General features: G+C 73.2%; 23 protein-coding genes. 10 read left to right on the top strand and 13 right to left on the bottom strand.

Annotation, left to right across the window (positions count from 1 at the left end; translation table 11 throughout):
- Window positions 1–165: 165 nt before the first annotated feature.
- From ACFC09_RS34340 to ACFC09_RS34360, 5 genes are read right to left on the bottom strand one after another with little or no spacing between them, the layout of a single operon-like run.
- Window positions 166–963 carry a type III pantothenate kinase gene (locus ACFC09_RS34340; RefSeq protein ID WP_376534841.1) on the bottom strand — a complete coding sequence of 266 codons (798 nt, stop codon included), beginning with the start codon at window positions 961–963 and terminating at the stop codon, window positions 166–168.
- Between the two features lie 4 nt (window positions 964–967).
- A complete protein-coding gene (gene nadC, locus ACFC09_RS34345; protein ID WP_376534843.1) occupies window positions 968–1,945 on the bottom strand; it encodes a carboxylating nicotinate-nucleotide diphosphorylase in 978 nt (325 codons plus the stop codon).
- A gap of 5 nt (window positions 1,946–1,950) precedes the next feature.
- Complete coding sequence (locus ACFC09_RS34350; protein ID WP_376534845.1) at window positions 1,951–3,810, bottom strand: L-aspartate oxidase; 1,860 nt, start codon at window positions 3,808–3,810, stop codon at window positions 1,951–1,953.
- Window positions 3,807–4,829 (bottom strand): pantoate--beta-alanine ligase, encoded by a 1,023-nt coding sequence (panC, locus tag ACFC09_RS34355; RefSeq protein WP_376534847.1) that lies wholly within the window; start codon window positions 4,827–4,829, stop codon window positions 3,807–3,809. Before panC ends, ACFC09_RS34350 begins: the two co-directional genes overlap by 4 nt.
- Complete coding sequence (locus tag ACFC09_RS34360; protein WP_376534849.1) at window positions 4,826–5,815, bottom strand: Rossmann-like and DUF2520 domain-containing protein; 990 nt, start codon at window positions 5,813–5,815, stop codon at window positions 4,826–4,828. Before ACFC09_RS34360 ends, panC begins: the two co-directional genes overlap by 4 nt.
- Before the next feature lie 266 nt (window positions 5,816–6,081).
- Between ACFC09_RS34360 and ACFC09_RS34365 the strand changes: the two genes are divergently transcribed.
- A complete protein-coding gene (locus ACFC09_RS34365) occupies window positions 6,082–7,278 on the top strand; it encodes a threonine aldolase family protein (protein WP_376534851.1) in 1,197 nt (398 codons plus the stop codon).
- Window positions 7,279–7,560: 282 nt separating this feature from the next.
- Here ACFC09_RS34365 and ACFC09_RS34370 read toward each other — a convergent pair whose 3' ends face one another.
- From ACFC09_RS34370 to ACFC09_RS34380, 3 genes are all read right to left on the bottom strand, one after another.
- Window positions 7,561–8,193 carry an AAA family ATPase gene (locus ACFC09_RS34370; protein WP_376534853.1) on the bottom strand — a complete coding sequence of 211 codons (633 nt, stop codon included), beginning with the start codon at window positions 8,191–8,193 and terminating at the stop codon, window positions 7,561–7,563.
- Between the two features lie 33 nt (window positions 8,194–8,226).
- Window positions 8,227–8,898, bottom strand: a complete 672-nt coding sequence (locus ACFC09_RS34375) for a response regulator (RefSeq protein ID WP_376534855.1) — start codon at window positions 8,896–8,898, stop codon at window positions 8,227–8,229.
- Between the two features lie 99 nt (window positions 8,899–8,997).
- Entirely contained in the window at window positions 8,998–10,203 is a 1,206-nt protein-coding gene (locus ACFC09_RS34380; RefSeq protein ID WP_376534857.1) for a sensor histidine kinase, read from the bottom strand.
- Window positions 10,204–10,321: 118 nt separating this feature from the next.
- Here ACFC09_RS34380 and ACFC09_RS34385 point away from each other — a divergent pair, with 118 nt between their 5' ends.
- A complete protein-coding gene (locus ACFC09_RS34385; protein ID WP_376534859.1) occupies window positions 10,322–11,758 on the top strand; it encodes an SAM-dependent methyltransferase in 1,437 nt (478 codons plus the stop codon).
- Between the two features lie 219 nt (window positions 11,759–11,977).
- On the opposite strand, the gene ACFC09_RS34390 is transcribed toward ACFC09_RS34385, so the two are convergent.
- Window positions 11,978–13,129, bottom strand: a complete 1,152-nt coding sequence (locus ACFC09_RS34390; RefSeq protein WP_376534861.1) for an NADH-quinone oxidoreductase subunit D — start codon at window positions 13,127–13,129, stop codon at window positions 11,978–11,980.
- A 202-nt stretch (window positions 13,130–13,331) separates the two neighbouring features.
- Between ACFC09_RS34390 and ACFC09_RS34395 the strand changes: the two genes are divergently transcribed.
- Both ACFC09_RS34395 and ACFC09_RS34400 read left to right on the top strand, forming a co-directional pair.
- Window positions 13,332–13,754 carry a PH domain-containing protein gene (locus ACFC09_RS34395; protein ID WP_376534967.1) on the top strand — a complete coding sequence of 141 codons (423 nt, stop codon included), beginning with the start codon at window positions 13,332–13,334 and terminating at the stop codon, window positions 13,752–13,754.
- The gene (locus ACFC09_RS34400; RefSeq protein WP_376534863.1) at window positions 13,751–15,079 is read left to right on the top strand and encodes a PH domain-containing protein; all 1,329 of its coding nucleotides are present in this window, start codon (window positions 13,751–13,753) and stop codon (window positions 15,077–15,079) included. The genes ACFC09_RS34395 and ACFC09_RS34400 overlap by 4 nt, the downstream gene beginning before the upstream one ends.
- Window positions 15,080–15,366: 287 nt before the next feature.
- Here ACFC09_RS34400 and ACFC09_RS34405 read toward each other — a convergent pair whose 3' ends face one another.
- Window positions 15,367–17,064 (bottom strand): hypothetical protein, encoded by a 1,698-nt coding sequence (locus ACFC09_RS34405; protein WP_376534865.1) that lies wholly within the window; start codon window positions 17,062–17,064, stop codon window positions 15,367–15,369.
- 132 nt (window positions 17,065–17,196) lie between these two features.
- Window positions 17,197–18,318, bottom strand: a complete 1,122-nt coding sequence (locus tag ACFC09_RS34410; protein ID WP_376534867.1) for an alpha/beta hydrolase — start codon at window positions 18,316–18,318, stop codon at window positions 17,197–17,199.
- Window positions 18,319–18,521: 203 nt separating this feature from the next.
- Between ACFC09_RS34410 and ACFC09_RS34415 the strand changes: the two genes are divergently transcribed.
- The 6 genes from ACFC09_RS34415 to ACFC09_RS34440 all read left to right on the top strand — a co-directional run bounded on the left by ACFC09_RS34415 (window position 18,522) and on the right by ACFC09_RS34440 (window position 23,674).
- Entirely contained in the window at window positions 18,522–20,405 is a 1,884-nt protein-coding gene (locus ACFC09_RS34415; protein ID WP_376534869.1) for a phosphatidylglycerol lysyltransferase domain-containing protein, read from the top strand.
- Window positions 20,406–20,458: 53 nt separating this feature from the next.
- Window positions 20,459–21,385: a dihydropteroate synthase gene (folP, locus tag ACFC09_RS34420; RefSeq protein ID WP_376534871.1), complete on the top strand. Its 927-nt coding sequence runs from the start codon at window positions 20,459–20,461 to the stop codon at window positions 21,383–21,385.
- The gene (locus ACFC09_RS34425) at window positions 21,382–21,885 is read left to right on the top strand and encodes a nuclear transport factor 2 family protein (RefSeq protein WP_376534873.1); all 504 of its coding nucleotides are present in this window, start codon (window positions 21,382–21,384) and stop codon (window positions 21,883–21,885) included. Before folP ends, ACFC09_RS34425 begins: the two co-directional genes overlap by 4 nt.
- A 246-nt stretch (window positions 21,886–22,131) precedes the next feature.
- Window positions 22,132–22,491, top strand: coding sequence for a dihydroneopterin aldolase (folB, locus tag ACFC09_RS34430; protein WP_376534875.1), 360 nt, complete (start codon window positions 22,132–22,134; stop codon window positions 22,489–22,491).
- Window positions 22,488–23,099 (top strand): 2-amino-4-hydroxy-6-hydroxymethyldihydropteridine diphosphokinase, encoded by a 612-nt coding sequence (gene folK / locus ACFC09_RS34435; RefSeq protein ID WP_376534877.1) that lies wholly within the window; start codon window positions 22,488–22,490, stop codon window positions 23,097–23,099. The genes folB and folK overlap by 4 nt, the downstream gene beginning before the upstream one ends.
- Before the next feature lie 83 nt (window positions 23,100–23,182).
- Window positions 23,183–23,674 carry a DUF3180 domain-containing protein gene (locus ACFC09_RS34440; protein ID WP_376534879.1) on the top strand — a complete coding sequence of 164 codons (492 nt, stop codon included), beginning with the start codon at window positions 23,183–23,185 and terminating at the stop codon, window positions 23,672–23,674.
- A 15-nt stretch (window positions 23,675–23,689) separates the two neighbouring features.
- Here the strand turns inward: ACFC09_RS34440 and folE are convergent, their stop codons facing one another.
- Both folE and ftsH read right to left on the bottom strand, forming a co-directional pair.
- Window positions 23,690–24,295: a GTP cyclohydrolase I FolE gene (folE, locus tag ACFC09_RS34445; RefSeq protein WP_376534881.1), complete on the bottom strand. Its 606-nt coding sequence runs from the start codon at window positions 24,293–24,295 to the stop codon at window positions 23,690–23,692.
- Between the two features lie 122 nt (window positions 24,296–24,417).
- Complete coding sequence (gene ftsH / locus ACFC09_RS34450; protein ID WP_376534883.1) at window positions 24,418–26,457, bottom strand: ATP-dependent zinc metalloprotease FtsH; 2,040 nt, start codon at window positions 26,455–26,457, stop codon at window positions 24,418–24,420.
- Between the last annotated feature and the right edge of the window lie 76 nt (window positions 26,458–26,533).

The following is a 26,533-nucleotide window of genomic DNA, read 5'->3' on the forward strand; positions in this document are numbered from 1 at the left end:
GAAGCGGCGCGGACCGGGCCGGGCCGGACGCGCAGACGGGCGTTCGGGCGGGGCCGTGGGCGGGCGCGTGGCCGGGCTTTCGGCCGGGCGCGTGGGCAGGGCGCGTTCGGTTGGGCGTGGGTGGGTGGCCGTTCGGTTGGGCGCGTGGGTGGCTGTTCGGCCGGGTCAGGGCCGGGACACGTTCCGCTCGTACACGAGGCGCAGCCCGATCAGCGTCAGCCACGGCTCGTGCTCGTCGATGACCGACGACTCGCCCAGGACCATCGGCGCCAGCCCGCCCGTGGCGATCACCGTGACGTCGTCGGGATCGTCGGCCAGTTCCCCGGCCATCCGGCCCACCACGCCGTCGACCTGCCCGGCGAACCCGTACACGATCCCCGCCTGCATCGCCTCCACGGTGTTCTTGCCGATGACGCTGCGCGGCCGGGCCACCTCGATCTTCCGCAGCTGCGCGCCCTTGACCCCGAGCGCCTCGACGGAGATCTCGATACCGGGCGCGATGACCCCGCCGATGTACTCCCCGCGCGCGCTGACCGCGTCGAACGTCGTCGCCGTACCGAAGTCCACGACGATCGCCGGACCGCCGTACAGTTCGACGGCCGCGACCGCGTTGATGATCCGGTCGGCGCCGACCTCCTTGGGGTTGTCGGTGAGGATCGGCACGCCGGTCTTCACGCCGGGCTCCACCAGCACCGCGGGCACGTCCCCGTAGTAGCGCCGCGTCACCTCGCGCAGTTCGTGCAGCACCGACGGGACGGTCGCGCAGATCGCGATGCCGTCGATGCCGTCGCCCAGTTCCTCGCCGAGCAGCGGGTGCATGCCCATCAGCCCCTGGAGGAGCACCGCCAGCTCGTCCGCCGTGCGGCGGGCGTCCGTGGAGATCCGCCAGTGCTCGACGATGTCGTCGCCGTCGAACAGACCCAGCACGGTGTGCGTGTTGCCCACGTCGATCGTCAGGAGCATGGTCTTACTCCGCCTCGCGCAGGTCCAGGCCGATGTCCAGGATCGGCGACGAGTGGGTCAGGGCACCGACGGCCAGGAAGTCCACACCGGTGTCCGCGTACGTCCTGGCGTTCCCGAGCGTCAGCCGGCCCGACGCCTCCAGCAGCGCCCGCCCGGCCACGAGGGCCACCGCCTCCTCGCACTCACCGGGCGTGAAGTTGTCCAGCAGGATCAGGTCCGCGCCCGCGTCGACGACCTCGCGCAGCTGGTGCAGGGTGTCCACCTCGACCTCGATCGGCACGTCCGGGAACGCCTCCCGTACGGACGTGAAAGCCTGCGCGACCCCGCCGGCGGCGACCACGTGGTTGTCCTTGACGAGCGCCGCGTCCGACAGCGACATGCGGTGGTTGACCCCGCCGCCGCAGCGCACCGCGTACTTCTCCAGCGACCTGAGGCCCGGCGTCGTCTTGCGGGTGTCGCGCACCTTCGCCTGGGTGCCGTCGAGGGCGTCCGCCCACGCGCGCGTGGCCGTCGCGACGCCCGACATGCGACACAGCAGGTTCAGCGCGCTGCGTTCGGCCGTCAGCAGGTCGCGCGTGCGCGCGGTGACCGACAGCAGCGGCTGCCCCGCCGCCACCCGGTCGCCGTCCTCCACGTGCCGCTCGACCTCGAACTCGTCCGTGCAGACCACCGAGACCACCGCCTCGGCGACCCGCAGGCCCGCCACCACGCCCGCCTCGCGCGCGGTGAAGTCGGCGGTGGCCCGAGCGTCCTCGGGGATGGTCGCGACGGTGGTCACGTCCTCGCCGCCCGCCAGGTCCTCCTGGACGGCGACGCCCGCGATGTCCTCGACCTCCACCGGGTCGAGCCCGGCGTCGGCCAGGAGCTGGGCGAGCGCGGGGTCGAGCCCGCACTCCAGGTACGCCTCGTCGCCCTCACCGCCGCAGGCGCAGCCGTCGCCGCAGCCACCGGTCGGGGCGAGGGGAAGGTCGGGGGTGCTCACTTCTGTCACTGCTCCTGGGGACGGTAGGGCCGGGTCGGGGGGAAGTCTGCGGTGTCCGTGGTGCGCACGGCCAGCGTGCGGTCCGGATTCAGCCGTACGACGATGTGGCGCCGCCAGTCGGTGTCGTCGCGGGCGGGCCGGTCCTCGCGCCAGTGGCAGCCGCGGGTCTCCTCGCGCAGCCGGGCGGCGGCGACCAGGACGCGGGCCACGCACAGGAGGTTGGTGGCCTCCCAGGTGTCGACGCCCGGCTCGGCGGTCTTGCCGTCCTCGTCGAGGGCGTCGCGGGCCTCGGCGTGCAGCCGCTGGAGCTGGTCGGCGGCCTTGGCGAGGGATTCGTCCGAGCGCAGGACGCCCGCGCCGTCGGTCATGATCCGCTGGATCGCGAACCGGGCCTCGGGGGCGAGCAGCGGGTACGCGGGCCGGTCCGGCCGCCCGGCGGCCTCCGGCCGGGGCGGGGTCGGGCCGGGGGCAGGCGCACCCCGCAGGCCCCTTGCCTGGTCCGCGTGGTCCGCATGGCCCGCGTGGTCGGCGTGGTCCGCCCGCTCCGCCTCCGCCTGGTCCGCGTGGTCCGCCGCGATGTCGGCGGCGATGTCGGCGGCGATCCGCTCGGCGTAGACCAGTCCCTCCAGCAGGGAGTTGGAGGCGAGCCGGTTGGCGCCGTGCACGCCCGTGCAGGCGACCTCGCCGCACGCGTACAGCCCGGGGACCGTGGTGCGGCCCCGGGAGTCGGTGCGGACGCCGCCGGAGGCGTAGTGGGCCGCCGGGGCGATCGGGATGGGCTCCCGGACCGGGTCGATGCCGTGCGCGCGGCAGGCGGCCAGGATCGTCGGGAAGCGGTGTTCCCACATGTCCTGGCCGAAGTGCCGGGCGTCGAGGAACATGTGCCCGGCGTCCTGCTCCTGCATCCGGCGCATGATGGCCTTCGCGACGATGTCCCGGGGCGCCAGCTCGGCCAGTTCGTGCTGCCCGGCCATGAAGCGCACCCCGGCGGCGTCGACCAGATGGGCGCCCTCGCCGCGCACGGCCTCGGAGACCAGCGGCTGCTGCCCCTCCGCGTCGGCGCCGAGGAACAGCACGGTCGGGTGGAACTGCACGAACTCCAGGTCGGAGACCTCGGCGCCGGCCCGCAGGGCGAGCGCCACGCCGTCGCCCGTCGACACCGACGGGTTGGTGGTCGCCGAGAACACCTGGCCCATGCCGCCGGTCGCCAGCACCACGGCGGGGGCGTGCACGGCGCCCACGCCGTCGTGCTGGCCCTCGCCCATGACGTGCAGGGTCACGCCCGCCGTGCGGCCGGCCGCGTCCGTGAGCAGGTCGAGCACGAGCGCGTTCTCGATGGTGCGCACCCCGCGCGCGTGCGCGGCCTCCACGAGGGTCCGGGAGACCTCCGCGCCGGTGGCGTCGCCGCCGGCGTGCGCGATCCGGCGGCGGTGGTGACCGCCCTCCCGGGTCAGCTCGATGCCGCCCTCGTCGTCCGTGTCGAAGTGGGCGCCGGTGGAGATCAGCCGCCGGACCGCGCCGGGGCCCTCGGTGACGAGGATCCGTACGGCCTCCTCGTCGCACAGGCCGGCGCCCGCGACCAGGGTGTCGTCCAGGTGCTGTTCGGGGGTGTCGCCCTCACCGAGCGCCGCCGCGATGCCGCCCTGCGCCCAGCGGGTGGAGCCGTCGTCGAGCCGGGCCTTGGTGACGACGACGGTCCTGAGGCCGGCGGCCTCGCAGCGCAGGGCCGCGGTGAGACCGGCGACGCCGGAGCCGACGACCACCACGTCCGCGGCGATCGACCAGCCGGGCGCGGGTGCGTGCAGTCGTATGCCCGTGCTGGTGCTGCCTGTGCTGCTGCCGGTGCTGGTGCCTGTGCTGGTCACGAGGCGGCTCCGAGGGTTCCGAAGGTGAGGGGGAGGTTGTCGATCAGCCGGGTCGTGCCGACCCGGGCGGCCAGGGCGAGGACGGCCTCACCGGTGAAGTCGTCGTCGATCTCGGTGAAGTCGGCCGGGTCGACGAGGGCGAGGTAGTCCACTTCCAGCGGCGGGTCGTAGTGCGCGGCCTCGTCCAGGACGGTGCGGGCGGCGGCGCGGACGGCCGCCGCGGCTCCCGGTACGGCCTTGGCGACGGCGTGCGCGTCGGCGGCGGCCCGGGACTCCCCTATGGCGCTGAGCGCCTCGGCACGCGCACGCGTGGACGGCACTTCGAGGGCACGCGCGCGCAGCGCCTCCTGCGCGGCGTGCCGGTCGCGGCCCGCGAACAGGGCCCGGGACAGGGCGAGCGCCGTGCGCCGCTCGTCGATCGAGAGGTAGCGGTTGCGGCTGGACAGGGCGAGGCCGTCGGGTTCGCGCACGGTCGGTACGGCGACGACGTCGACGCCGAAGTTCAGGTCCCGCACCATGCGGCGGACCAGGGCGAGCTGCTGGGCGTCCTTCTGTCCGAACAGGGCGACGTCGGGCCGGGTGAGGTGGAGCAGTTTGGCGACGACCGTGAGCATGCCGTCGAAGTGTCCGGGACGTGCGGCGCCCTCCAGCCGGTCGCCCATGGGGCCCGCGGCGATGCGCACCTGGGGCCGGCCGCCGGGGTAGACCTCGTCCACGGAGGGCGCGAACACGGCGTCGGCGCCGGACTGTTCGGCGATCTTCAGATCGGCTTCGAGGGTGCGCGGGTAGCGGTCCAGGTCCTCGCCCGCGCCGAACTGGAGCGGATTGACGAAGACGGTGACGATGACGAACCCCTTGCCGCCGACGCGCTCGCGCGCGGCCCGGACCAGGGTGGCGTGGCCCTCGTGCAGCGCGCCCATGGTCATGGCGACCGCGGTACCGCCCGGCACCGCGAACCGGTCGCGCAGCCGCGTCAGGTCGTCGGCCGTGGCGGCGAGTTCGAGACGGCGGCGGCTCATCGGTCCTCCCCGTTCCCGGCCGGGTCGGTGCCGTCCGTGCCGTCCGTGCCGTCCCTGCCGCCTGTGCCGTCCGTGCCGTTCCTGCCGCCGTCGGCGAGCACCCCGAGCAGGTCCTCGGCGAGTTCCGGCTTCAGCAGCCCGTGCGCCAGCGCCCGGTCGGCGGTCGCGCGGGCCATCGCCAGATAGCCGGCGAGGCTCTGCGGGGCGTGCTTGCGCAACTCGTCGACGTGCGCCGCGACCGTACCCGCGTCCCCGCGCGCGACGGGCCCGGTCAGCGCCGCGTCGCCGGAGCGCAGGGCGTTGTCCAGGGCGGCGCCGAGCAGCGGGCCCAGCATCCGGTCGGGCGCCTCGACACCGGCCGCGCGCAGCAGTTCCATGGACTGCGCGACCAGGGTCACCAGGTGGTTGGAGCCGAGGGCGAGGGCCGCGTGGTAGAGCGGGCGCTTGTCCTCGTCGACCCATTCGGGCTCGCCGCCCATCTCGATGACGAGCGCCTCGGCGGCCAGCCGCAGTTCCTCGGGGGCGGTGACGCCGAACGAGCAGCCGGCCAGCCGCTGGACGTCCACGGGGCTGCCGGTGAAGGTCATCGCGGGGTGCAGCGCGAGCGGCAGCGCGCCCGCGCGCAGGGCCGGGTCCAGCACCCGCGCGCCGTACCGCCCGGAGGTGTGCACGAGCAGTTGCCCCGGTCGTACGGCGCCGGTCTCCGCCAGTCCCGCCACGAGGCCCGGCAGGGTGTCGTCAGGGACGGTGAGCAGGACCAGGTCGGCGCGGCCCAGGACCTCGGCGGGCGGCACGACGGGCACGTCGGGCAGCAGCAGCGCGGCGCGTCGCCTGGAGGCGTCGGAGACCGCGGAGACGGCCACCGGGTGGTGCCCGGCGAGTTGCAGGGACGCGGCCAGGGCCGGGCCCACCCGGCCGGCGCCGACGACGCCCACGGTCAGCCGCGCCGGACGGTCCTTGAGGTCTGGCTGTTGGTCTGTACTCACGCGACGGTGGCCTTCCCGTTCCAGTCCGCTCCGGGTACCGGACGATTTCTCGTCATGTTAACGCGATCGGGTCGAGGGCCGGCCGGTCGTCCACAGGCTGTGGGTTTCCGTGCACCCGGACCTACCCGGGACACCGGGACCACCGGACCACCGGACCACCGAGCTGTCGGACCACCGGACCACCGGGGCACCCGGGGGCACCGGAGAAATGTGGCTGCCGGGAAATGAGGCTGCCGCGCACAGCGGGGCACGGCATGATCCGGTGCATGAATGACACGGCTGGGCAGGACGAAGGCCCCTCGCGGCACGAGCAGGAGCAGGAGCGGCTGCGGCAGCGGCGGACGGCGGCGAACCGGAACGCACGGCACGCGCTGGCCCGCACGAGCATGCGGGCCACGATCCGCGAACGGCTCGAAGAACTGCGGGAGGCCGGCCCCGAGGTGTACGACCTGGACGAACAGGTCGACGCGTACGGCGACCGGATCGTGGCCGCGCTGGAGGACCGGGTCGCCGCGCTGCTGGGCACGGAGGCCGCGGCGTTCTTCCCGACCGGCACGATGGCCCAGCAGGTGGCCCTGCGCTGCTGGGCGGCCCGCACCGGCAACACCACGGTCGCGCTGCACCCGCTGTCGCATCCCGAGGTGCACGAGCGGCACGCGCTCAGCCAGGTCTCCGGGCTGCGCCCGGTCCATGTGACCACCGCGGCCCGGCTCCCCACCGCCGAGGAGATACGCGCCCTGGGGGAGCCCTTCGGCACGCTGATGCTGGAGCTGCCTCTCCGGGACGCCGGCTTCGTCCTGCCCACCTGGGAGGAGCTGACCGAGACCGTGGCGGCCGCCCGGGAACGGGACGCCGTGGTGCACTTCGACGGGGCCCGGCTGTGGGAGTCGACCGTCCGTCTCGACCGCTCCCTGGACGAGATCGCGAGCCTGGCGGACAGCGTCTACGTGTCGTTCTACAAGTCCCTCGGCGGCTTGAGCGGCGCCGCGCTCGCCGGCAGCCGGTCGCTGGTGGAGGACGCCAAGGTCTGGCGGCACCGGTACGGCGGCACGCTGTTCCAGCAGTTCCCGGCCGCGCTGTCGGCGCTCGTCGGGCTGGAGCGCGAGCTGCCCCGGCTGCCGGAGTACGTGCGGCACGCGCGCGTGGTGGCCGGCGCGCTGCGCGAGGGGTTCGCCGCGGCCGGCCTGTCGTGGGCGAGCGTGCACCCGGAGGAGCCGCACACGCACCAGTTCCAGGTCTGGCTGCCGTACGAGCCGGACGTGGTCGCCGAGGCAGCGGTGCGGCAGGCCGAGGAGACCTCGGTCGCCCTGTTCACGGGCGCCTGGCAGTCCGGCGGCCCGAGCCTCGCCGTCACGGAGGTCACCGTCGGGGCGTCCGGCCTGGAGTGGACGGCGGACGACGTTCGGGCAGCAGTGGCGGAGTTCACCGCCCGGCTCCCGAAGAGGTCCCGGCCCGGCGCCTGACCCGGCCCGGCCGCCGGCCCGGCGCGGCGCGTAATCCGGTCCGGGTCCTGGCCCGGTCCTGCTCGTGGCCCGGTCCGGCTCGTGGCCGGGTCGTCGCCCGGCTGGGCGGCGACCTGCTGGGCGGCGACCTGCTGGCGGGGCTGCTGCGTCAGGCCGCCGTGCCTGGTCGGCCAGGTCCCGCCGGTCGGCCAGGTCCCTCCCGGTCGGCCCTCGCAGGCCCCGTTCGGACCGGGCTCGGACCGGGCTCGGACCGGGGCGCGGGCCGATGGAGCACGGCCCGGCTCAGTCGAAGCGGATGTGCCGCAGTCCGACGCCGGCCTGCCGGACCCGGGTCCGCAGCGGACCCTCGGTGTTGGGCAGCAGCGTCAGCCCGGCCAGCACCGCGATCCGGTCCGCCGTCTTGGCCACCGTGGAGTGGTCCGTCCACAGGTGCTCGGCGAACTCCGGCTCGCGCAGCCGCTCCAGGCAGTGGTCGAGCTGCTGGACGGCCCAACTCTCCCGGCGCAGCCCGGCCTTCTTCCCGGAGACGTACCGCAGCAGGTGTCCCAGGCCGCGCTCGCGCAACCGCTTCAGCGCCGTCTCCCGCTCGGCGAGGAGCGTGAAGTGCCGGACGTCGTGGCCGAGTTCGCGCAGCCGGCCGACCGTCTCGGCGAAGTGGCCGGAGTCGGTCACCGTCATCGGTGCGATCACCACCCCGTCGTGCTTGCTCAGGGCGAGGTCGAGCACTTCGACGACGCCCTGCCGCCAGGCGGCCAGGTCCTGGAAGTCCGCGCGCAGTCCGGGCGGGAGCATGCGGTGCAGCCCGAAGCCGGGGTGCTCGGGGTCGCAGATCACACTGCCCGGCAGGCGGCGCTGGATCTCGTGCGCGGTCTGCGTCTTGCCGCCCCCGAAGGGGCCGTTGATCCACAGGAGCATGTGCACGACCCTATCGATGCCCTCGCGCGCGGGTCAGCCCTGTCCGCCCGCCCGTACCAGACCCGTCTCGTACGCCAGGACCACCACCTGCACCCGGTCCCGCAGCCCCAGCTTGGTCAGGATGCGGCCGACGTGTGTCTTCACGGTCGCCTCGGACAGCACCAGCCGGGCCGCGATCTCGCCGTTCGACAGGCCCTGGGCGACCAGCACCATGACCTCGCGCTCGCGGTCGGTGAGCCGCTCCAGCTCCTTGTGCCGCGGTTGCGGGCCCGCGGTGGGCAGCATCGGCGCGAAGCGGTCGAGGAGGCGGCGGGTGGTGGAGGGGGCGACGACGGCGTCGCCGCTGTGCACGGAGCGGATCGCGGCCAGCAGCTCGGCCGGCGGCACGTCCTTCAGCATGAAGCCGGAGGCCCCCGCCTTGAGCCCGGAGAAGGCGTACTCGTCGAGGTCGAAGGTGGTCAGGATCAGCACCTTCGGCGGATTGGGCGCGGAGCAGATACGGCGGGTGGCCTCCACGCCGTCCAGCTTCGGCATACGGACGTCCATCAGGACGACGTCGACGTCGGTGGAGCGCAGCACCTGGAGGGCCTCGACGCCGTCTCCCGCCTCCGCGACGACCTCCATGTCCGGTTGGGCGGCCAGCACCATCCGGAAGCCGGTGCGCAGCAGCGCCTGATCGTCGACGAGCAGCACGCGGATCGCCATCGGTTTCCTCTTCCGTTCCTCTTCCGTTTCCGGCTTCTCGGTCTCGGTGCCCCGCCGGGTCACTGGGTGCCCCACCGGGTCACTGGGTGCCCCACCGGGTCAGTGCGCCGGTTTGAGCGGGAGCAGGGCGCTGATGCGGAATCCTCCGCCCGGCCGGGGCCCCGCGTCGAGGGTGCCGCCGACCATACCGACCCGCTCGCGCATGCCGATCAGGCCGTGGCCGCCGCCGTCGGCGCCGCCCTCCTCGTACAGCTCGTGCGGGGCGCCCCTGCCGTCGTCCTCGACGAGCAGGCCGAGCCCGTCGTCGAAATAGACCAGCCGCACGCTGGCCCCCGCGTCCGGCCCGCCGTGCTTGCGGGTGTTGGTCAGGGCCTCCTGCACGATCCGGTACGCGGTCAGCTCGACGCCGCTGGGCAGCGGGCGCGGGGTGCCCTCGACCTTGAAGTCGACGGTGAGTCCGGAGCTGCGGCACTGCTCGATCAGTTCGTCGATCTGCTCCACGTCGGGCTGCGGGACGTACTCGCCGCTCTCCTTGTGCTCACCGGTGCGCAGCACGCCCAGCAGCCGGCGCATCTCGGCGAGTGCCTGACGGCCGGTGGAGGAGATCGTCTCCAGGGCCTTCTTGGCCTGGTCGGGCGCGGCGTCGAGGACGTAGGCGGCACCGTCGGCCTGCACCACCATCACCGACACGTTGTGCGCGACCACGTCGTGCAGTTCGCGCGCGATCCGCGCGCGCTCGGCGGCGACCGCGACCTTCGACTGCGCCTCCCGCTCCTTCTCCAGCCGGGAGGCGCGCTCCTCCAGTTGCGCGAAGTAGGCACGGCGCGTGCGCATGGAGTCGCCGAGCACCCATGCGAGGGCGAACGGCACCGTCTGGAAGACCGCCATCGCGATCTGCCCCGCGAAGCTCGCGTCCTCGGCCGGCCAGCGGATCTGGGCGAGGGACGCCGCGCACAGACCGGCGACCAGGGCGAACCGGGAGGCCCACCGGACGCCGGTCGCGGCGACGGTGTAGACGATCACCAGCATGGCGAAGTCGGCGACGGTCGTCTCGATGTCCAGGGCGAACTGGGCCACTCCGGTCGCGGCGGCCAGCAGCAGCATCGGCTCCGGCAGCCGGCGGCGCAGCGCTATGACGACGGACATCACGGCGGACACGGCCAGCGCGGCGCCGACCGATCCATGGTGGTGCGACGCCCCGTTGATGTTGGTGACACCCACGCAGGAGAGCCCGAACAGGACGACGGCCCAGAAGGAGTCGACCAGGGTCGGGTGTGTGCGGAGGTAGTCGTAGAGGCGCTGCACGTAACCCAGAGTAGGGAAGTGTGACGTGTGCAGGGGTCAACCGGAGGACCGATCCGAACCTGACGCGCGTACTCCGCTAGGTGGATGCCGTGATCATCTGCCCGCCTAGTCTGGTCGGATGACGGACGGGGCTACGAGCGGCGCAGCGGGGCCGGCCACGGGCGGAACCGCGGACGGAATCGCGGCGGAAACCGCGGCGGAAACCGCGCGTGGGAGCGCGTACGGGAGCGCCCACGGAACCGGCGGGTCCGCAAGCGGAAGCGGCGGAGACACGGGCGGGACCGGTGGAGGCACGGGCGGCACCGGCGGGAACGCGGGCGGCACCGGCGGTGCGGCGTCGGGCGGGAACGCGGACGGCACCAGCGGTGCGGCGTCGGGCGGGAACGCGGACGGCACCAGCGGTGCGGCGTCGGGCGGCGCGTCGGGTGCGTGGCGTGGCTGGCGGGCGGCCGCCGAGGCGGCGCTCTACGGCCCGGACGGCTTCTACCGGCGGCCCGAGGGCCCGGCCGGCCACTTCCGCACCTCCGTGCACGCGTCGCCGCTGTTCGCCCGTGCGGTGGCGCGGCTGTTGTGCCTGGTCGACGAGGCGTTGGGACGGCCCGCGACGCTCGACTTCGTCGACATGGCGGCCGGGCGGGGCGAACTGGTCGGCGGGGTGCTCGCCGCGCTGCCCGCCGAGGTGGCCGCCCGCGCGCGCGGGTACGCCGTGGAGGTCGCCGCCCGCCCGGCGGGGCTCGACGAGCGCATCACCTGGCTGAGTGAGCCGCCCGCCCGGATCACCGGGCTGCTGTTCGCCAACGAGTGGCTGGACGACGTACCGCTGGAGGTCGCGGAGGTGGACGGCGCGGGCGTGCCGCGGCTGGTGCTCGTGCGGGAGGACGGCGCCGAGCGGCTCGGCGAGCCCGTGGCGGGCACCGAGGCGGCGTGGCTCGCGCGCTGGTGGCCGCTGCCGCCGGAGGAAGGGCTGCGCGCGGAGATCGGGCTGTCGAGGGACGTCGCGTGGGCGTCCGCCGTCGCCCGCGTCGAGCGGGGACTCGCGGTGGCCGTCGACTACGCGCACACCGTGCGGACGCGCCCGCCGTTCGGAACGCTCACCGGGTTCCGGGAGGGACGCGAGACGGCGCCCGTGCCGGACGGGTCGTGCGACATCACGGCGCACGTCGCAATGGACGCGTGCGCCGCACCGGACGCGTACGCGACGCCTGCCCCGTACACGGCATCGGTCGCCGGCGCGGACACGGACGCGTACACCTACGCGTACGGCGAGCAGGAGGCCGGTGCGCCGCCCCGCACGGCGCGTACGCTCCCGGACGCACGCCTGCTCACGCAACGTGACGCGCTGCACGCCCTGGGCCTCACCGGCGCACGTCCCCCGCTCGCGCTCGCCTCCACCGATCCCCCGGCGTACGTCCGGGCCCTCGCGAGCGCCGGTGCCGCCGCGGAACTCACCGCGCCCGGCGGCCTCGGCGACTTCGGCTGGCTGCTCCAGCCGGTCGGCATCCCGCACCCGCTCGGCACGGACCCGGCACCCGGTCGCGGCCCCGCCCACCGGTGACGGCCCCGCCCGCCCGCCACGCGGGCCGCCCGCGCCCGCGCCGCCCGCTCGTCCGCCGCCCGCGCGCGTGCCCCATCCCGCGCGCGTCCGCGTCACCTGGTCACCTGGTCATCACCTGGTCACCTGGCGTCACTTGTCGCTGCTTGCCGCAGTTCGCCGCCGCCTGCCGCCGCCTGCCGCCGCCTGCCGCCGCCTGCCGCCGCTTGTCGCCGCTTGTCCCTACTTGTCGATGTCCCCGACCACGAAGAACATCGACCCCAGGATCGCCACCATGTCCGCGACCAGCGTCCCGGGCAGCAGCTCGGTCAGCACCTGGATGTTGTTGTACGAGGCCGAGCGCAGCTTGAGCCGGTACGGCGTCTTCTCGCCCTTGCTGACCAGGTAGTAGCCGTTGATGCCGAGCGGGTTCTCGGTCCACGCGTACGTGTGCCCCTCGGGCGCCTTCAGGACCTTGGGCAGCCGCTGGTTGATCGGCCCCGGCGGCAGCTCCGCGAGCCGGTCGAGGGCGGCGTCGGCCAGCTCCAGGGCGTTGTGCGTCTGCTCCAGAAGGCACTCGAAGCGGGCCAGGCAGTCGCCCTCCTGCCGGGTCACCACCCGCAACGTGTCCTGGAGCTGCCCGTACGCCAGGTACGGCTCGTCGCGCCGCAGGTCGAAGTCGACCCCGGCCGCGCGGGCGATCGGCCCGCTCACGCCGTACGCGTGCACGGTCCCCGGCGTGAGCGTCCCCACGCCGCGCGTGCGCCCACGGAAGATCTCGTTGCCGAGGACCAGGTCGTCGAAGACGTCCATGCGGGAGCGCACCGCGGCGACGGCGGCACGCGCGCGTCCCGTCCAGCCGGCCGGAAGATCGTCCTTGAGGCCGCCGACGCGGTTGAACATGTAGTGCATGCGCCCGCCGGAGACCTCCTCCATGACGTTCTGCAACACCTCCCGCTCCCGGAACGCGTAGAAGACCGGGGTGATGCCGCCCAGCTCCAGCGGATAGGAGCCGAGGAACATCAGGTGGTTGAGCACCCGGTTCAGCTCGGCGAGCAGCGTGCGCGTCCACACCGCGCGCGGGGGCACCTCCATGCCGAGCATCCGCTCCACGGCGAGCACCACGCCCAGCTCGTTGGAGAACGCGGACAGCCAGTCGTGACGGTTGGCGAGCATGATGATCTGGCGGTAGTCGCGCGCCTCGAAAAGCTTCTCCGCACCCCGGTGCATGTAGCCGATCACGGGGTGCGCCCGCACGATGCGCTCGCCGTCCAGCACGAGCCGCAGCCGCAGCACGCCGTGCGTGGACGGGTGCTGAGGGCCGATGTTGAGCACCATGTCCGTGCTCTCCGCCGCACCGCCGATCCCGACCGTGGTCTCCGTCGTAGGAGTCATGCGTCCAGTCTCCCCTACGTAGGCTGGCCGTATGGAGACGGGCAGCCCGCGCGAGGCGGGAGCGGCGCGAGCGGCGGGATCCGCGGACGCGCCGGGGACGACGGACGGGACCGGGACCGCCGACGCGCCGGGGACGGCGCGGGCGGGGGGCACGGCGGGCGCCGAACCGGTGTGGAACGGGCTGCCGCCGGGGCTGCTGCGGATGCGCCGCATGCTGCTGTCGGTGTGGCTGGGAGCGGTCGCGCTGGCCGCGGGGCTGCTGCCCGGCCTGCTCGCCGGGCCGTCCTGGGCCGCCTTCGCGCTGCTGCCGCTCGCCCTGCTGGCCTGGGGCTGGCTGATGCTGGGCCGCAACTGGCGCTCCTGGCGGTACGCCGAGCGCGCCGACGCCCTGCTGATCAGCCGCGGGGTCCTGTGGCGCGAGGAGACCGTCGTGCCCTACGGGCGGATGCAGCTCGTCGAGGTGACCTCCGGACCCGTGGAGCGGCACTTCGGGCTGGCCAGCGTCCAGCTGCACACCGCCGCCGCGGCCACCGACGCCACCATCCCCGGCCTCGACCCGGCCGAGGCGGAACGGCTGCGCGACCGGCTCACCGAACTGGGCGAGGCCCGATCGGCCGGCCTGTGAGCGCGCCGGGCGTCGAGGAGGGCATACGGTCCGGGCGGACCGTGACCGAGCGGCGGCTGCACCCCGTGACGCCGCTGCGGCGGGCCTGGGCGCCGGTCGCCGTGCTCGCCGGCTGGGCGGTGCACGACCCGAACCAGGCGCAGGAGCAGCTGACCAGGCTGACCACGGCGTGGCTCCTCGCCGGGCTGGCGGTGCTGGTCCTGGCAGCCGCCCTCTACGGCTTCCTGTCCTGGTGGTTCACGCACTTCGCGGTGACGGACAGCGAACTGCGCATACGCACCGGCCTGTTGTTCCGGCGCACCGCGCACATCCGGCTGGAGCGGATCCAGGCCGTCGACGTCACCCGTCCGCTCCTCGCGCGCGTGGCGGGCGTCGCGAAGCTGCGGATCGACGTCATCGGGACCGACAAGAAGGACGAACTCGCCTTCCTGAGCGAGCGCGACGCGCGGACCCTGCGCGCGGAACTGCTCGCGCGCGCCGCCGGTTTCGCGCCCGAGACGGCGCACGAGGTCGGCGAGGCACCGCAGCGGCAGCTGATGCGGGTGCCCGCGCGCGACCTGGTGGTCTCCCTCGTGCTGTCCGGCGCCACCTGGGGTTCGCTGGTGGCCGCGCTCGTCGTACCGACCGTGCTCTTCCTGACCACCCACAGCGTGTGGACGGTGCTCGCCACCGCACTGCCGCTGTTCGGCGCCGCGGGCGCGCACAGCACGGGCCGGTTCGTCACCGAGTACGACTGGACGGTGGCCGAGTCCCCGGACGGGCTGCGGATCGACCATGGGCTGCTCGACCGGGCGCACGAGACGGTGCCGCCGGGACGGGTGCAGACGGTGCGGATCGTGGAGCCGCTGCTGTGGCGGCGGCGGAACTGGGTGCGGGTGGAACTGGATGTCGCCGGGTCGTCGAACGCGCTGCTCGTTCCGGTCGCCCCGCGCGCGGTCGCCGAATCGGTCATCGCGCGCGTGCTGCCCGGTGTGGCCGTGCCGCGGTCGGTGCACCGCCCGCCGCCGCGCGCCTGGCGGTGCCTGCCGCTGTGGTGGCGCGGGCACGGTGTCGCGGTCACCGGCGCGGTGCTCGCGTCCCGGCACGGGCTGCTGTGCCGGACCCTGTCGCTGGTGCCGCACGCCAAGGTGCAGAGCGTACGGCTCACTCAGGGCCCCTGGGAGCGCCTGTGGCGCCTCGCGGACGTGCATGTGGACACGGGAGCCGGCAAGACCGTCACGGCCCGTCTGCGGGACGCACAGGAGGCCGCGGAGCTGCTGCACGCGCAGGCGGAGCGGTCACGGACGGGACGCAGGGACGCGCCGCCGGACCGGTGGATGGCCTGAACCCTGGGACGCGCCGCCGGACCGGTGGATGGCCTGAACCCTGGGACGCGCCGCCGCGCCGGTGGATGGCCCGAGCCCGAGGACACCCCGCCGGACCGATGAACGACCGAGCCCAGGGACGCGCCGCCAGACCGACGAGCGACCCGAACCCGAGGGCACGCCACCGGACCGATGAACGACCCCAGCCCGGGGACGCGCTGCCGGACCGATGAACGACCGGAGCCCGGGGACACCCCGTCCGGACCGGTGAATGGCCTGCGCGCGCCCGCCCGTTCAGTGGGCCGCGCTCAGGAGGCCGCGCTGCGCAGGCCCTGGAGGTCGATCTGTTCCGTCTCGTCGTGCGCCGTCAGGTCGATGACCTCGCCGCTGTCGCGCGTCCGCTCGTCGGCGGACGTCGACGCCGCGCCGGACTCCGCTTCGTGGAGCGCGAGGGCCTCCTGGCCCACCACGTCGGCCAGGTCCTCGTGCTGTACCGCCTGTACGGCGTCCTCGTGCCGTACGGCCTGCACGGCGTCCAGGGGCGCCGACGGGGCGTCCGAGGGCGCCGACCGCGCGCCCTTCTCCATGCCGAAGAAGTCGAACCCGCCCTCGGCCGCCGGGCGCCGCGTGGGCGCGGCGGCCGGTACGACGGCCACCGCGGTCGGCACCGTGAAGTGCCCCGCGGGCCGCTGCACGGGACCGGTGGACGCGGCAGCCTCCGGTGTCGTGCCGGCGGCCGCGTGCTCGTGCGCGGCGACCGCCTCGGGCTTCCCCTCCGCCTCGTCCTCCGGGACGGAATCCACGGCAGGCCCCGTGGCGGACTCCGCAGTGGAATCCGCGGTGGAATCAGCCGCGGGAGCCGCCGCCGGAGCCGTGACGGACTCCACGACCGGCTCCGCGCGGTCCGTGCTCGGCCGCGCCGCGGTGGCCGTCCGGGTCACGCCGTCGACCCTGCGCTCCCCTTCGGGCGCGGCGGCCGGGGCGGACCCGAAGGCGCGCTCGACGGCGGGACCGACCGCGGGCGCCTCCTCGCCGTCGGCGGCGGAACGGGACACGGAACGGGCCCCGGACGCCCCCTCACCATCAGCGGTACGGGCCCCGGACGCCCCCTCACCATCAGCGGTACGGGCCTCGGACGCCTCCGCACCGTCAGCAGTACGAGCCCCGGACGTCCCCTCGGCGTCGGCGAAGCGGGACAGCGCCGCCTGGGCCCGCCGGAACAGCTCGGAGCCCTCCGGGGAGAACACCGCGGGAGCCGCCGGCCTCTCCCCGGCCGCCCCGGACCGCCCCGCGGGTGCCTCGGGTTCGCCGGCCGCGCTGCCGGAGTCCGCCGCGCGCGCCCCGGCCGCGACGGCCCCGGACGCCACGTCCTGGGAGGATCCGAGGGCCCTGGACCCGGCTGCCCCGGCCTCGACCGCCCGAGCGCCACCGCCTCCGGACTCGACCGCCTTGGACTCGACCGCCCTGAACTCGACGGCCCGGGAGTCGACCGCCCGCGACTCGGCCGTACCCCGCACCGGACCGGCCGCCGGCGGCAACGCGCGCGTGGGCACGGCCTCCAACTCCAGCAGCCGGCGGCCCTCCAGGGCGCTGGCGCGCTCGGTCTCCGCCGTGGCGTAGCGCCGCAGCAGCGCGGCGTGCTCGTTGCGCAGCCCCGTCAGCTCCGCCCGCTTGGCGCGCAGCCGCTGCTCCAGCTTGCCGCGCAGTTCGCGCGACTCCTCCAGATCGGTCTCCAGTTCGGCGACCCGTTCCTCGTGGCGCCACTCGTCACCGGCACGCGCGCGTGCGAGGTCGGCGACCTCTTTGCCCGCATGGGTGTCCCAGCGGCGCATCACGACCGCGCCCACGACCGCCGTCGCCGCGGCGGCCGCGGACAGCGAGCGGAGCACCAGCGGTTCGGAGAACACCCAGGGACCCGACGCGCAGACGAGGGAGACGCCGGCGATCGCCGACGGCGGCAACAGCCTGTGCAAAGGCGGGGAATGGCGGTGACGTCCACGTGGCATGGCCAGAAACTTACCGCGCGTAGGCGAATCGTGGTTGCCCACCCCGCAAAAACACAGTCATTCCGAAGCCTTCTCGCGACATCCGCAACTCCCCGGGCGGAGTTCCGTCCGCCGAATTCCCCAAGATCGTTTTCAGCTGACCGCCAATCGCCCGCTCAGCCACTGCAACATGGCCGGGATCTCGCGCCTCCAGGTGTTGAAGTTGTGGCCGCCGCTGTCCAGGATGATCGACGAGATCCGGGTCACCTTCGTGGCTTCCACGCGTTTGATGAATTCCAGCGTGGCCTTGTAGTTGGTCTCGCCGACCTTGCTGCTGCTGACGAGCAGTGAGGTGTCCGGCGCGGGCTCGTGGTCGAGGAACCACCGCAGATCCGCGCGATTGCGCAGCACCTTGTCGCCGTGGAAGAGATCGCCGGTCGTGGGATCGATCGGCGCCTTGTAGTACGGCGACAGACCCGCGCCCGCCGCGTACACATCGGGATGGTGCATCGCGAGCTTCAGGGCGCAGTAACCGCCGGTGGAATCACCGGCGATCCCGAGGCCGCCCGGTTTTCCGCTCACCCGGTAGTGGGCGCGCAGTGCCTCGGGCAGATCCCTGGCGAAGAACGTCTCGGCGCGCGGGCCGCCCGGCACGTCCACGCACTCGGTGTCCCGCGGCGGCGCCACCGTCGGCCGCAGCATCACCAGGATCATCGGCTGCATGCGCCCTTCCTGGGCGAGTTCCCGCGCGGTACGCGGATAGTGCAGCTTGTCCACCAGGGAGCGCGCCGTGCCGGGGTACCCGGTGAGGACGACGGCCGCCGGGAACCTGCGCGTGGCGTGCCCCGGCTGGAAGTACTCGGGCGGCAAGTACACGTACGCGGGGGTGACGATGTGCGTCGTCCGCCCCATGACGTTGACCTGCTGCACCTCCCCGGTCCTCTGCGGCAGCGATCCGCTCGTACCGAGCACCCGCGCGGTGCCGACCACCTGGACCGGGCCGTCGAACCGGGCGGCGTGGTCGACGACGACGCCCTGGCCGGTCTCCTGCCCGAACAGGTCGGCCCAACTGGCGTAGAAGCCGAAGGACTGGTTGGCCGCGAGCCCCACGGAGGCGAACAGCGCCACCTGGGTGGCCAGCAGAAGGGTGACCCGGCCGCTGACGGCCGGCCAGGTCGCGCGGGCCAGCCGCGGCCAGATCCAGACGGTGCCCGCGAACAGCAGCACCGCGGACCCGACTGCCAGCACCAGCACTTTGTCGCTCGTGAGACCCATGGGCTTCCCCTGCCTGCGCTTTCCGCCCACGGCCCGCCGACGCTCTCGTCGCGAGGGCTTGCCCCGGGCTTTCCGTTGCCTTTGAACCGGCTTTCCGATGGGGAGTGAACCTCCCCGGTCGAGACACCGTCCTAGAGGGCGCAATGTCGCCGGATGCCCGATCGGCACCGGGTTCAAGGTCTCTCGCAGAACTACGGGATGCGATGTCTGTCAGGATAGATGGGGATGTGTCGGGCGAGGTTCCCAGGCAGCCGAGCGCGGCGCGGCGCATACTCCGCGGCCCGCGCCCCGAAGCCGTCCCCGCCCTGATCGGCCGGGCGGGCGCCTTCGTGGGCCTCCTGGACATCGCGGCCAGCGTCTTCCCGCGCTTCAGGCACAGCCGCATGCACGCGCTGGCCGAAGTGCTGCCCGGCGCCCTCGGCCCGTTCGCCGCCGCGCTCTCGCTCAGCACCGGCGTGCTCCTGCTGCTGCTCGCGCACGGGCTCAAACGGCGCAAGCGCCGGGCGTGGCGGGCCGCGGTCGCGCTGCTGCCGGCCGGTGCCGTGGCGCAGTTCGCCTACCGGCACTCCGTCATCGGAGCGCTCATCTCGCTGGTGCTGCTCGTGGCGCTGCTGCGCCACCGCGGCGAGTTCGCCGCCCTGCCCGACCCGCGCAGCCGCTGGCGCGCGGTCGCCAACTTCGTCCTCATGGGGGCCGGTTCCCTCGCCCTCGGCCTGGTCATCGTCAGCGTCCACCCGAGGCGGACGATCGGCGACCCGAGCCTGGCCGACCGCCTGACGCACGTCCTGTACGGCCTGTTCGGCTTCGAGGGACCCGTCGACTACCGGGGCGCCACCTCCTGGACGGTCGCCTTCTCCCTCGGCGCCCTCGGCCTGCTCACCGCGGTCACCACCATCTACCTCGCCTTCCGCCCGGAACACCCGGCCGCGCGCCTGACCGAGGAGGACGAGGCCCGGCTGCGCGCGCTGCTGGTGAAACACGGCGGGCGCGACTCCCTCGGCCACTTCGCGCTGCGCCGCGACAAGGCGGTCGTGTTCTCACCCAGCGGCAAGGCGGCCGTGACCTACCGCGTGGTCTCCGGCGTGATGCTCGCCAGCGGCGACCCGATCGGCGACGTCGAAGCCTGGCCCGGCGCCATCGAACGCTTCATGGACGAGGCCACGGCCCACTCGTGGACCCCCGCCGTGATGGGCTGCTCGGAGACCGGCGGCGAGGTGTGGACCCGGGAGACCGGCCTGGACGCGCTGGAACTCGGCGACGAGGCGGTGGTGGACGTCGCGGATTTCTCGCTGGCCGGACGCGCGATGCGCAACGTCCGGCAAATGGTCAAGCGGATCGAACGAGCGGGTTACGAAACCCGGGTCCGGCACATTCGTGATCTCAGCGAGGGAGAACTCGAACGCGTCCGGCGGGCCGCCGAGGACTGGCGCGGCACCGACACCGAGCGCGGCTTCTCCATGGCGCTCGGCCGCATCGGCGACCCGGCCGACGGCGACTGCCTGATCGCCACCGCGCACCGGTCCGACGGCGACGCCCCGGACGGCGCCACGCCAGGTGCCGCGCGGAGCGAGGACCAGCCCGGTCCGTACGGCGACCTGAAGGCCATCCTGCACTTCGTGCCCTGGGGCAAGGACGGCGTGTCCCTGGACCTGATGCGCCGCGACCGGACGGCCGACCCGGGCATGAACGAACTGCTGATCGTCGCCGCCCTCCAGGCGGCGCCGAAGCTCGGCATCACCCGGGTCTCGCTCAACTTCGCGATGTTCCGCTCGGCCCTGGCCCGCGGCGAGAAGATCGGCGCGGGACCGGTGCTGCGCGCCTGGCGCGGGCTGCTGGTCTTCCTCTCGCGCTGGTTCCAGATCGAGTCGCTGTACAAGTTCAACGCCAAGTTCCAGCCACGCTGGGAGCCGCGGTTCGTCGTCTACCGCGCCTCCGGCGACCTGCCCCGCATCGGGCTCGCCGCCATGCAGGCGGAGGGCTTCGTGAGCCTCGCCCTGCCGCTGCCCCGCTTCCTGCGGCGCCGCTCGGCCGCCGCCGCCCGCGAGTGCGCCCACAGCGTGCCGGAACGAGACGTACGAGCCGCCTGAGCCGCGCCGGGCCGGGCACTCTGCCCGTCCCGCCCGGGGCCTACGCTGAGCGTATGAACTACCTGACCGGCCGCGGCCGAGTGGCGGGCCTTCCGGCATGGGACCGCTGCGCGGTCATGGGCGTCGTGAACGTGACCCCCGACTCCTTCTCCGACGGCGGCCGCTTCTTCGACACGTCCGCCGCCGTCAAACACGGCCTCGACCTCGTCGCCGAGGGAGCCGACCTGGTCGACGTCGGCGGCGAGTCCACCCGCCCCGGTGCCACCCGCGTCGACGAGTCCGAGGAGCTGAGGCGGGTCGTCCCCGTCGTCCGCGGCCTCGCCGCCGAGGGCGTCGTCGTCTCCGTCGACACCATGCGCGCCTCGGTCGCCGCGCAGTCCCTCGCGGCCGGCGCCGTCCTCGTCAACGACGTCAGCGGCGGTCTCGCCGACCCCGCGATGATCCCGGTGGTGGCCGAGGCGGGCGCCCCCTTCGTCGTCATGCACTGGCGCGGCTTCCTGGAAGGCAGCACCGTCCAGGGCGTGTACGAGGACGTCGTCACCGAAGTCGTCGACGAACTGCACGCGCGCGTGGAGGCGGTCCTGGCGGGCGGCATCGCCGCCGACCGAGTCGTCGTCGACCCCGGACTCGGCTTCTCCAAGGAGGCCGGGCACGACCTCACCCTCCTCGCCCACCTCGACCGCCTGCTCACCCTGGGCCACCCGCTGCTCGTCGCCGCCTCCCGCAAGCGGTTCCTCGGCCGGGTCCTGGCCGGCCCGGAGGGCGCGCCGCCGCCCGCCCGGGAGCGCGACGCCGCCACCGCCGCCGTCTCCGCGCTCGCCGCGCAGGCCGGCGCCTGGGCCGTGCGCGTCCACGAGGTGCGCGCCACGGCGGACGCGGTACGCGTGGCGCGAGCCGTGCAGGAGGCGCGCGCCCCGGAGCACCCGGCGCACGGCACGCCGGTCTCGGGCCCCGCACACGGCACCGGAGAAAGCCGGTGAGCGCCGCCCGTACGGACGTCGAACAGGTCGAGCTGGCCAACACCGCCTACTACGAGGCGATGGAGGAGGGTGACTTCGAGAAGCTGTCCTCGCTCTGGCTCGACCCGGCCGACCTGGGCGTCGACGAGGAGTACCACGATCCGGCGGACACCGGCGTGATGTCCTGCGTGCACCCCGGCTGGCCGGTGCTCACCGGCCGCGGCGAGGTCCTGAGGTCGTACGCGCTGATCATGGCGAACACCGACTACATCCAGTTCTTCCTCACCGATGTGCACGTCTCCGTCACCGGTGACACCGCCCTGGTGACCTGTACCGAGAACATCCTCAGCGGCGGACCGGCCCCCGAGGCCGGCGCGGAGCTGGGCCCGCTGGTCGGCCAGCTCGTCGTCGCCACGAACGTGTTCCACCGCACATCCGACGGCTGGAAGCTCTGGTCGCACCACGCCTCCCCGGTTCTGACCGAAAACAATGAGGACGAGGACGACGACTCTCCGGCCTGAGCGGGTAGGCGCCTGCCAGGCACCGGGAAGTGGCTGGGACCACAGACCGGCGAGCAGGTCGGCCACCGGCCTGTGAGCCGCCGGGTTCCCCCAGGGAAACACGTGGTGAAACCTCCCGGTACCCGGCCGGGCGCACACCCCCGTGACCCGGTGCTGTCAGTGCCCGCAGGTAGATTCGTCTGAGGCCGGTGCGCCGCCCGCTCTCGGTACGAATCGGCCGTCCCGACGATTGCAGGAGTGATTCGCGTGGATCGTGTCGCGTTGCGCGGCCTCAAGGCCCGCGGGCACCACGGTGTCTTCCCCGAGGAACGCGAGAAGGGCCAGCCCTTCGTCGTCGACCTCGTCCTGGGCCTGGACACCCGGCCGGCCGCTGCCGACGACGACCTGACGAAGACCGTGCACTACGGCATCGTCGCCGAGGAGGTCGTCGCCGTGGTCGAGGGCGACCCGGTGGATCTCATCGAGACCCTCGCCGAGCGCATCGCCCGGACCTGCCTGAAGCACGAAGGGGTCGAGGAGGTCGAGGTCTGCGTCCACAAGCCGGACGCGCCGATCACGGTTCCCTTCGACGACGTGACCGTCACCATCACCCGGAGCCGAGTATGACCGCATCCTTCACGCAGGGTCCGAGCGACCCGACCGTCCAGCCGGTGCCCGCCTCCGTCGTCGAGAAGGTCGACGCCGCCGACACCACCTTGCAGAATCCCAAACGCGCCGTGCTCTCCCTCGGCTCCAACCTCGGCAACCGGCTGGAGACCCTCCAGGGCGCCATCGACGCCCTGGAGGACACCCCGGGCGTCCGCATCAAGGCGGTCTCCCCGGTGTACGAGACGGAGCCGTGGGGCGTGGCGCCCGGCAGCCAGCCCTCGTACTTCAACGCGGTGGTGGTGCTGCGGACCACCCTGCCGCCGTCCTCCCTGCTGGAGCGGGCGCACGCGGTCGAGGAGGCGTTCAACCGGGTGCGGGACGAACACTGGGGACCGCGCACCCTCGACGTGGACATCGTGTCGTACGCCGACTTCGTCTCCGCCGACCCGCAGCTCACCCTCCCCCACCCGCGCGCGCACGAACGCGCCTTCGTGCTGGCGCCCTGGCACGATCTGGACCCCGACGCCCAACTCCCCGGCCGCGGCGCCGTCGCCGACCTGCTCGGCACCGTCACCCGCAGCGGCGTGGAAGCCCGCGCGGACCTGGAACTCCGATTGCCGGAGTAGTCGTTAAGGTCGAGACGACCACGGGACGGACACGCTGGAAGTGGCCGCCCACGACCACCGTGCGGGGGAGCTGAACAAACACCGTGAAAGAGCTGCGCATCAGGATGCTGGTCGGCGTGTTCTTCATCGCCGGAGTGCTGTCCTGGGCAGGCGCCCGGCTGTGGAACTCGGTGGGGACGCTCCCCAGCGTCCCGCTGGCCGCGCCCATCGTCCTCGCCCTGATCGCGGTGGTCCTGCTGTCCACGGCGCTGTCGCTGCGCGCCCGGCTCCGGGCCCAGCGGGAGCGCCGTCCCGGCGCCAAGGGCGTCGACCCCCTGATGGCCGCCCGCGCGGTCGTCTTCGGCCAGGCCAGTGCCCTGGTCGCCGCCCTCGTCGCCGGCATGTACGGCGGCACGGGTGTGTTCCTCCTGGAGATCCTCGACATCCCGGCCCGCCGCGACCAGGCGTTCTACGCCGGTTTCTGCGTCCTGGCCGGAATCGCGGTGATAGCGGCCGCCCTGTTCCTGGAGCGCGTCTGCAAGCTCCCCGAGGACGACGACGACAACGACCACCCGGGAGCGCAGCCGGTGGCCTGACGGCTCGCGGACCGGTCAGCGCGCCAGTATCAGGCTCATCGCCTCGGCGCGCGTCGTGGCGTCCCTGAGCTGCCCGCGCACGGCCGACGTCGTGGTCCTGGCACCGGGCTTGCGGATGCCGCGCACGGACATGCACATGTGCTCGGCCTCGATGACGACGATCACGCCCCGGGCCTCCAGGATCCGCACCAGGGAGTCGGCGATCTGCGTGGTGAGTCGTTCCTGCACCTGTAGCCGGCGGGCGAACACCTCCACCAGACGCGCCAGCTTCGACAAGCCGGTGATCTTACCGGTCTCGGCCGGGATGTATCCGACGTGCGCCACACCGTGGAACGGCAGCAGATGGTGCTCGCACAGCGACACGATCTCGATGTCCTTCACCAGGACCATCTCGTCGTGACCCAGGTCGAACGTCGTCGTCAGGACGTCCTCCGGCTCCTGCCGCAGCCCTGCCAACAACTCCCGGTAGGCCCGCGCCACCCGCGCCGGTGTCTCCCTCAGCCCCTCGCGGTCCGGGTCCTCGCCGACCGCGATCAGGAGCTCGCGTACGGCGTTCTCGGCGCGCTTCTCGTCGAACTCACCGATGGTGCCCTCGCCGTCCAGGGTCACGGGATCGGTCATTGGGTGCCTCGTTCCTGTAGCTCACACGCCGACATAACCGAAATGCCGCGCCCCCCAAGGCTAGAACCCTGGGGGGCGCGGCATTCATCCCGGACCGGTGTGGCCATGGCCACACCGGTGGGTCAGCTCTCCGGGCGGTCCTCCGGCGACGGCTCGACCACCGGGGCGGACTCCGCCGCCGTGGACTTGGCCGTGCTGATCGCCGGCGTCGAGCCGTTCGCACCGTTGGTCAGTGCCAGCTCCTTGGGGGAGAGCACCGGCGGGCGGGTGGACGGCGTACGCCGGGAGGAACCGGTCCAGGCGGGCCGCGGCGGGCGCTTGACGATCGGCGCGAAGATCTCGGCGATCTCCTCCTTGCCCAGGGTCTCCTTCTCCAGGAGGGCCAGGACGAGGTTGTCGAGGACGTCGCGGTTCTCGACCAGGATCTCCCAGGCTTCGTTGTGCGCGTTCTCGATGAGCTTCTTGACTTCCTCGTCCACCAGAGCGGCGACCTCTTCCGAGTAGTCGCGCTGGTGAGCCATCTCACGTCCGAGGAACGGCTCGGTGTTGTCGCCGCCGAACTTGATCGCGCCGAGACGCTCGGTCATGCCGTACTGCGTGACCATCGCGCGGGCCGTGGTGGTGGCCTTCTCGATGTCGTTCGCGGCGCCCGTGGTCGGGTCGTGGAAGACCAGTTCCTCGGCCGCGCGACCGCCCAGCATGTAGGCGAGCTGGTCCAGCATCTCGTTGCGGGTCGTGGAGTACTTGTCCTCGTCGGGGAGCACCATCGTGTAGCCGAGGGCCCGGCCGCGGGACAGGATGGTGATCTTGTGCACCGGGTCGGAGTTCGGGGAGGCCGCCGCGACCAGGGCGTGTCCGCCCTCGTGGTACGCGGTGATCTTCTTCTCCTTGTCCGACATGATCCGGGTCCGCTTCTGCGGGCCCGCGACCACCCGGTCGATCGCCTCGTCCAGCATCTGGTTGTCGATCAGCTTCCGGTCGCTGCGGGCCGTGAGCAGCGCCGCCTCGTTCAGCACGTTCGACAGGTCGGCGCCGGTGAAGCCGGGGGTGCGACGGGCGACGGCCGAGAGGTCGACGTCCGGGGCGACCGGCTTGCCCTTCTGGTGGACCTTGAGGATCTCCAGACGGCCCTGCATGTCCGGGCGGTCGACCGCGATCTGACGGTCGAAACGGCCGGGGCGCAGCAGCGCCGGGTCGAGGATGTCCGGACGGTTCGTCGCGGCGATGAGGATCACGCCGCCCTTGACGTCGAAGCCGTCCATCTCGACGAGCAGCTGGTTCAGCGTCTGCTCGCGCTCGTCGTGACCGCCGCCCAGGCCGGCACCGCGGTGGCGGCCGACGGCGTCGATCTCGTCGACGAAGACGATCGCCGGGGCGTTGGCCTTCGCCTGCTCGAACAGGTCACGGACCCGGGAGGCACCGACACCGACGAACATCTCGACGAAGTCGGAACCCGAGATCGAGTAGAAGGGGACCCCTGCCTCGCCGGCCACGGCGCGCGCGAGCAGGGTCTTGCCCGTGCCGGGCGGGCCGTACAGCAGCACGCCCTTGGGGATCTTGGCGCCGACGGCCTGGAACTTGGCCGGCTCCTGAAGGAACTCCTTGATCTCCTGGAGTTCCTCGACGGCCTCGTCCGAGCCCGCGACGTCCGAGAAGGTCGTCTTGGGCGTGTCCTTGGTGATGAGCTTGGCCTTCGACTTCCCGAAGTTCATGACCCGGGAGCCGCCGCCCTGCATCTGGTTCATCAGGAACAGGAAGACGACCACGATCAGGACGAAGGGCAGCAGCGAGAGCAGGACGCCGACGAACGGGTTCTGCTTGGACGGCGACACGGTGTAGCCGTCCGGGATCTGCTTGGCCTGGTACTTGGTCTGCAGCGTGTCCGCGATGGTCACGCCCTGGTCGCCGATGTAGCTCGCCTGGATCTTCGAGCTGCCGTCGACCTTCTGGCCGTCCTTGAGGGTGACCTTGATGCTCTGTTCGTCACCGGTGGTGAGTTTGGCCGACTCCACCCTGTTGTCGTTGATCGCCGCCACGACCTGGCCGGTGTCCACCGTCTTGTAGCCGCCGGACGAGCCGACGACCTGCATCAACACGACCACGGCAAGGACGGCCAGCACGATCCACATGACCGGCCCACGGAAGTATCGCTTCACGTCCATCCATACGGAGCGGTTTCGCCCCGTCCCTCCTGCCATAGTGAGTTTGATAAGACAGTTCTTCTGACGGTACCCCAGC

This window comes from Streptomyces sp. NPDC056161 (assembly GCF_042268025.1).
In the GTDB taxonomy this organism is placed as follows: Bacteria; Actinomycetota; Actinomycetes; order Streptomycetales; family Streptomycetaceae; genus Streptomyces.

What these genes read in the sequence shown, in the direction of transcription:
- ACFC09_RS34395 (WP_376534967.1), top strand. Translation starts at nt 13,332, where the DNA reads ATGCGCCGCATGCTGCTGTCGGTGTGGCTGGGAGCGGTCGCGCTGGCC.
- ACFC09_RS34365 (WP_376534851.1), top strand. Translation starts at nt 6,082, where the DNA reads ATGAATGACACGGCTGGGCAGGACGAAGGCCCCTCGCGGCACGAGCAG.
- ACFC09_RS34375 (WP_376534855.1), bottom strand. Translation starts at nt 8,898, where the DNA reads ATGGCGATCCGCGTGCTGCTCGTCGACGATCAGGCGCTGCTGCGCACC.
- ftsH (WP_376534883.1), bottom strand. Translation starts at nt 26,457, where the DNA reads ATGGACGTGAAGCGATACTTCCGTGGGCCGGTCATGTGGATCGTGCTG.
- ACFC09_RS34390 (WP_376534861.1), bottom strand. Translation starts at nt 13,129, where the DNA reads ATGACTCCTACGACGGAGACCACGGTCGGGATCGGCGGTGCGGCGGAG.
- ACFC09_RS34405 (WP_376534865.1), bottom strand. Translation starts at nt 17,064, where the DNA reads ATGCCACGTGGACGTCACCGCCATTCCCCGCCTTTGCACAGGCTGTTG.
- ACFC09_RS34410 (WP_376534867.1), bottom strand. Translation starts at nt 18,318, where the DNA reads ATGGGTCTCACGAGCGACAAAGTGCTGGTGCTGGCAGTCGGGTCCGCG.
- ACFC09_RS34340 (WP_376534841.1), bottom strand. Translation starts at nt 963, where the DNA reads ATGCTCCTGACGATCGACGTGGGCAACACGCACACCGTGCTGGGTCTG.
- folE (WP_376534881.1), bottom strand. Translation starts at nt 24,295, where the DNA reads ATGACCGATCCCGTGACCCTGGACGGCGAGGGCACCATCGGTGAGTTC.
- panC (WP_376534847.1), bottom strand. Translation starts at nt 4,829, where the DNA reads ATGAGCCGCCGCCGTCTCGAACTCGCCGCCACGGCCGACGACCTGACG.
- ACFC09_RS34415 (WP_376534869.1), top strand. Translation starts at nt 18,522, where the DNA reads ATGTCTGTCAGGATAGATGGGGATGTGTCGGGCGAGGTTCCCAGGCAG.
- folP (WP_376534871.1), top strand. Translation starts at nt 20,459, where the DNA reads ATGAACTACCTGACCGGCCGCGGCCGAGTGGCGGGCCTTCCGGCATGG.
- ACFC09_RS34370 (WP_376534853.1), bottom strand. Translation starts at nt 8,193, where the DNA reads ATGCTCCTGTGGATCAACGGCCCCTTCGGGGGCGGCAAGACGCAGACC.
- ACFC09_RS34385 (WP_376534859.1), top strand. Translation starts at nt 10,322, where the DNA reads ATGACGGACGGGGCTACGAGCGGCGCAGCGGGGCCGGCCACGGGCGGA.
- folK (WP_376534877.1), top strand. Translation starts at nt 22,488, where the DNA reads ATGACCGCATCCTTCACGCAGGGTCCGAGCGACCCGACCGTCCAGCCG.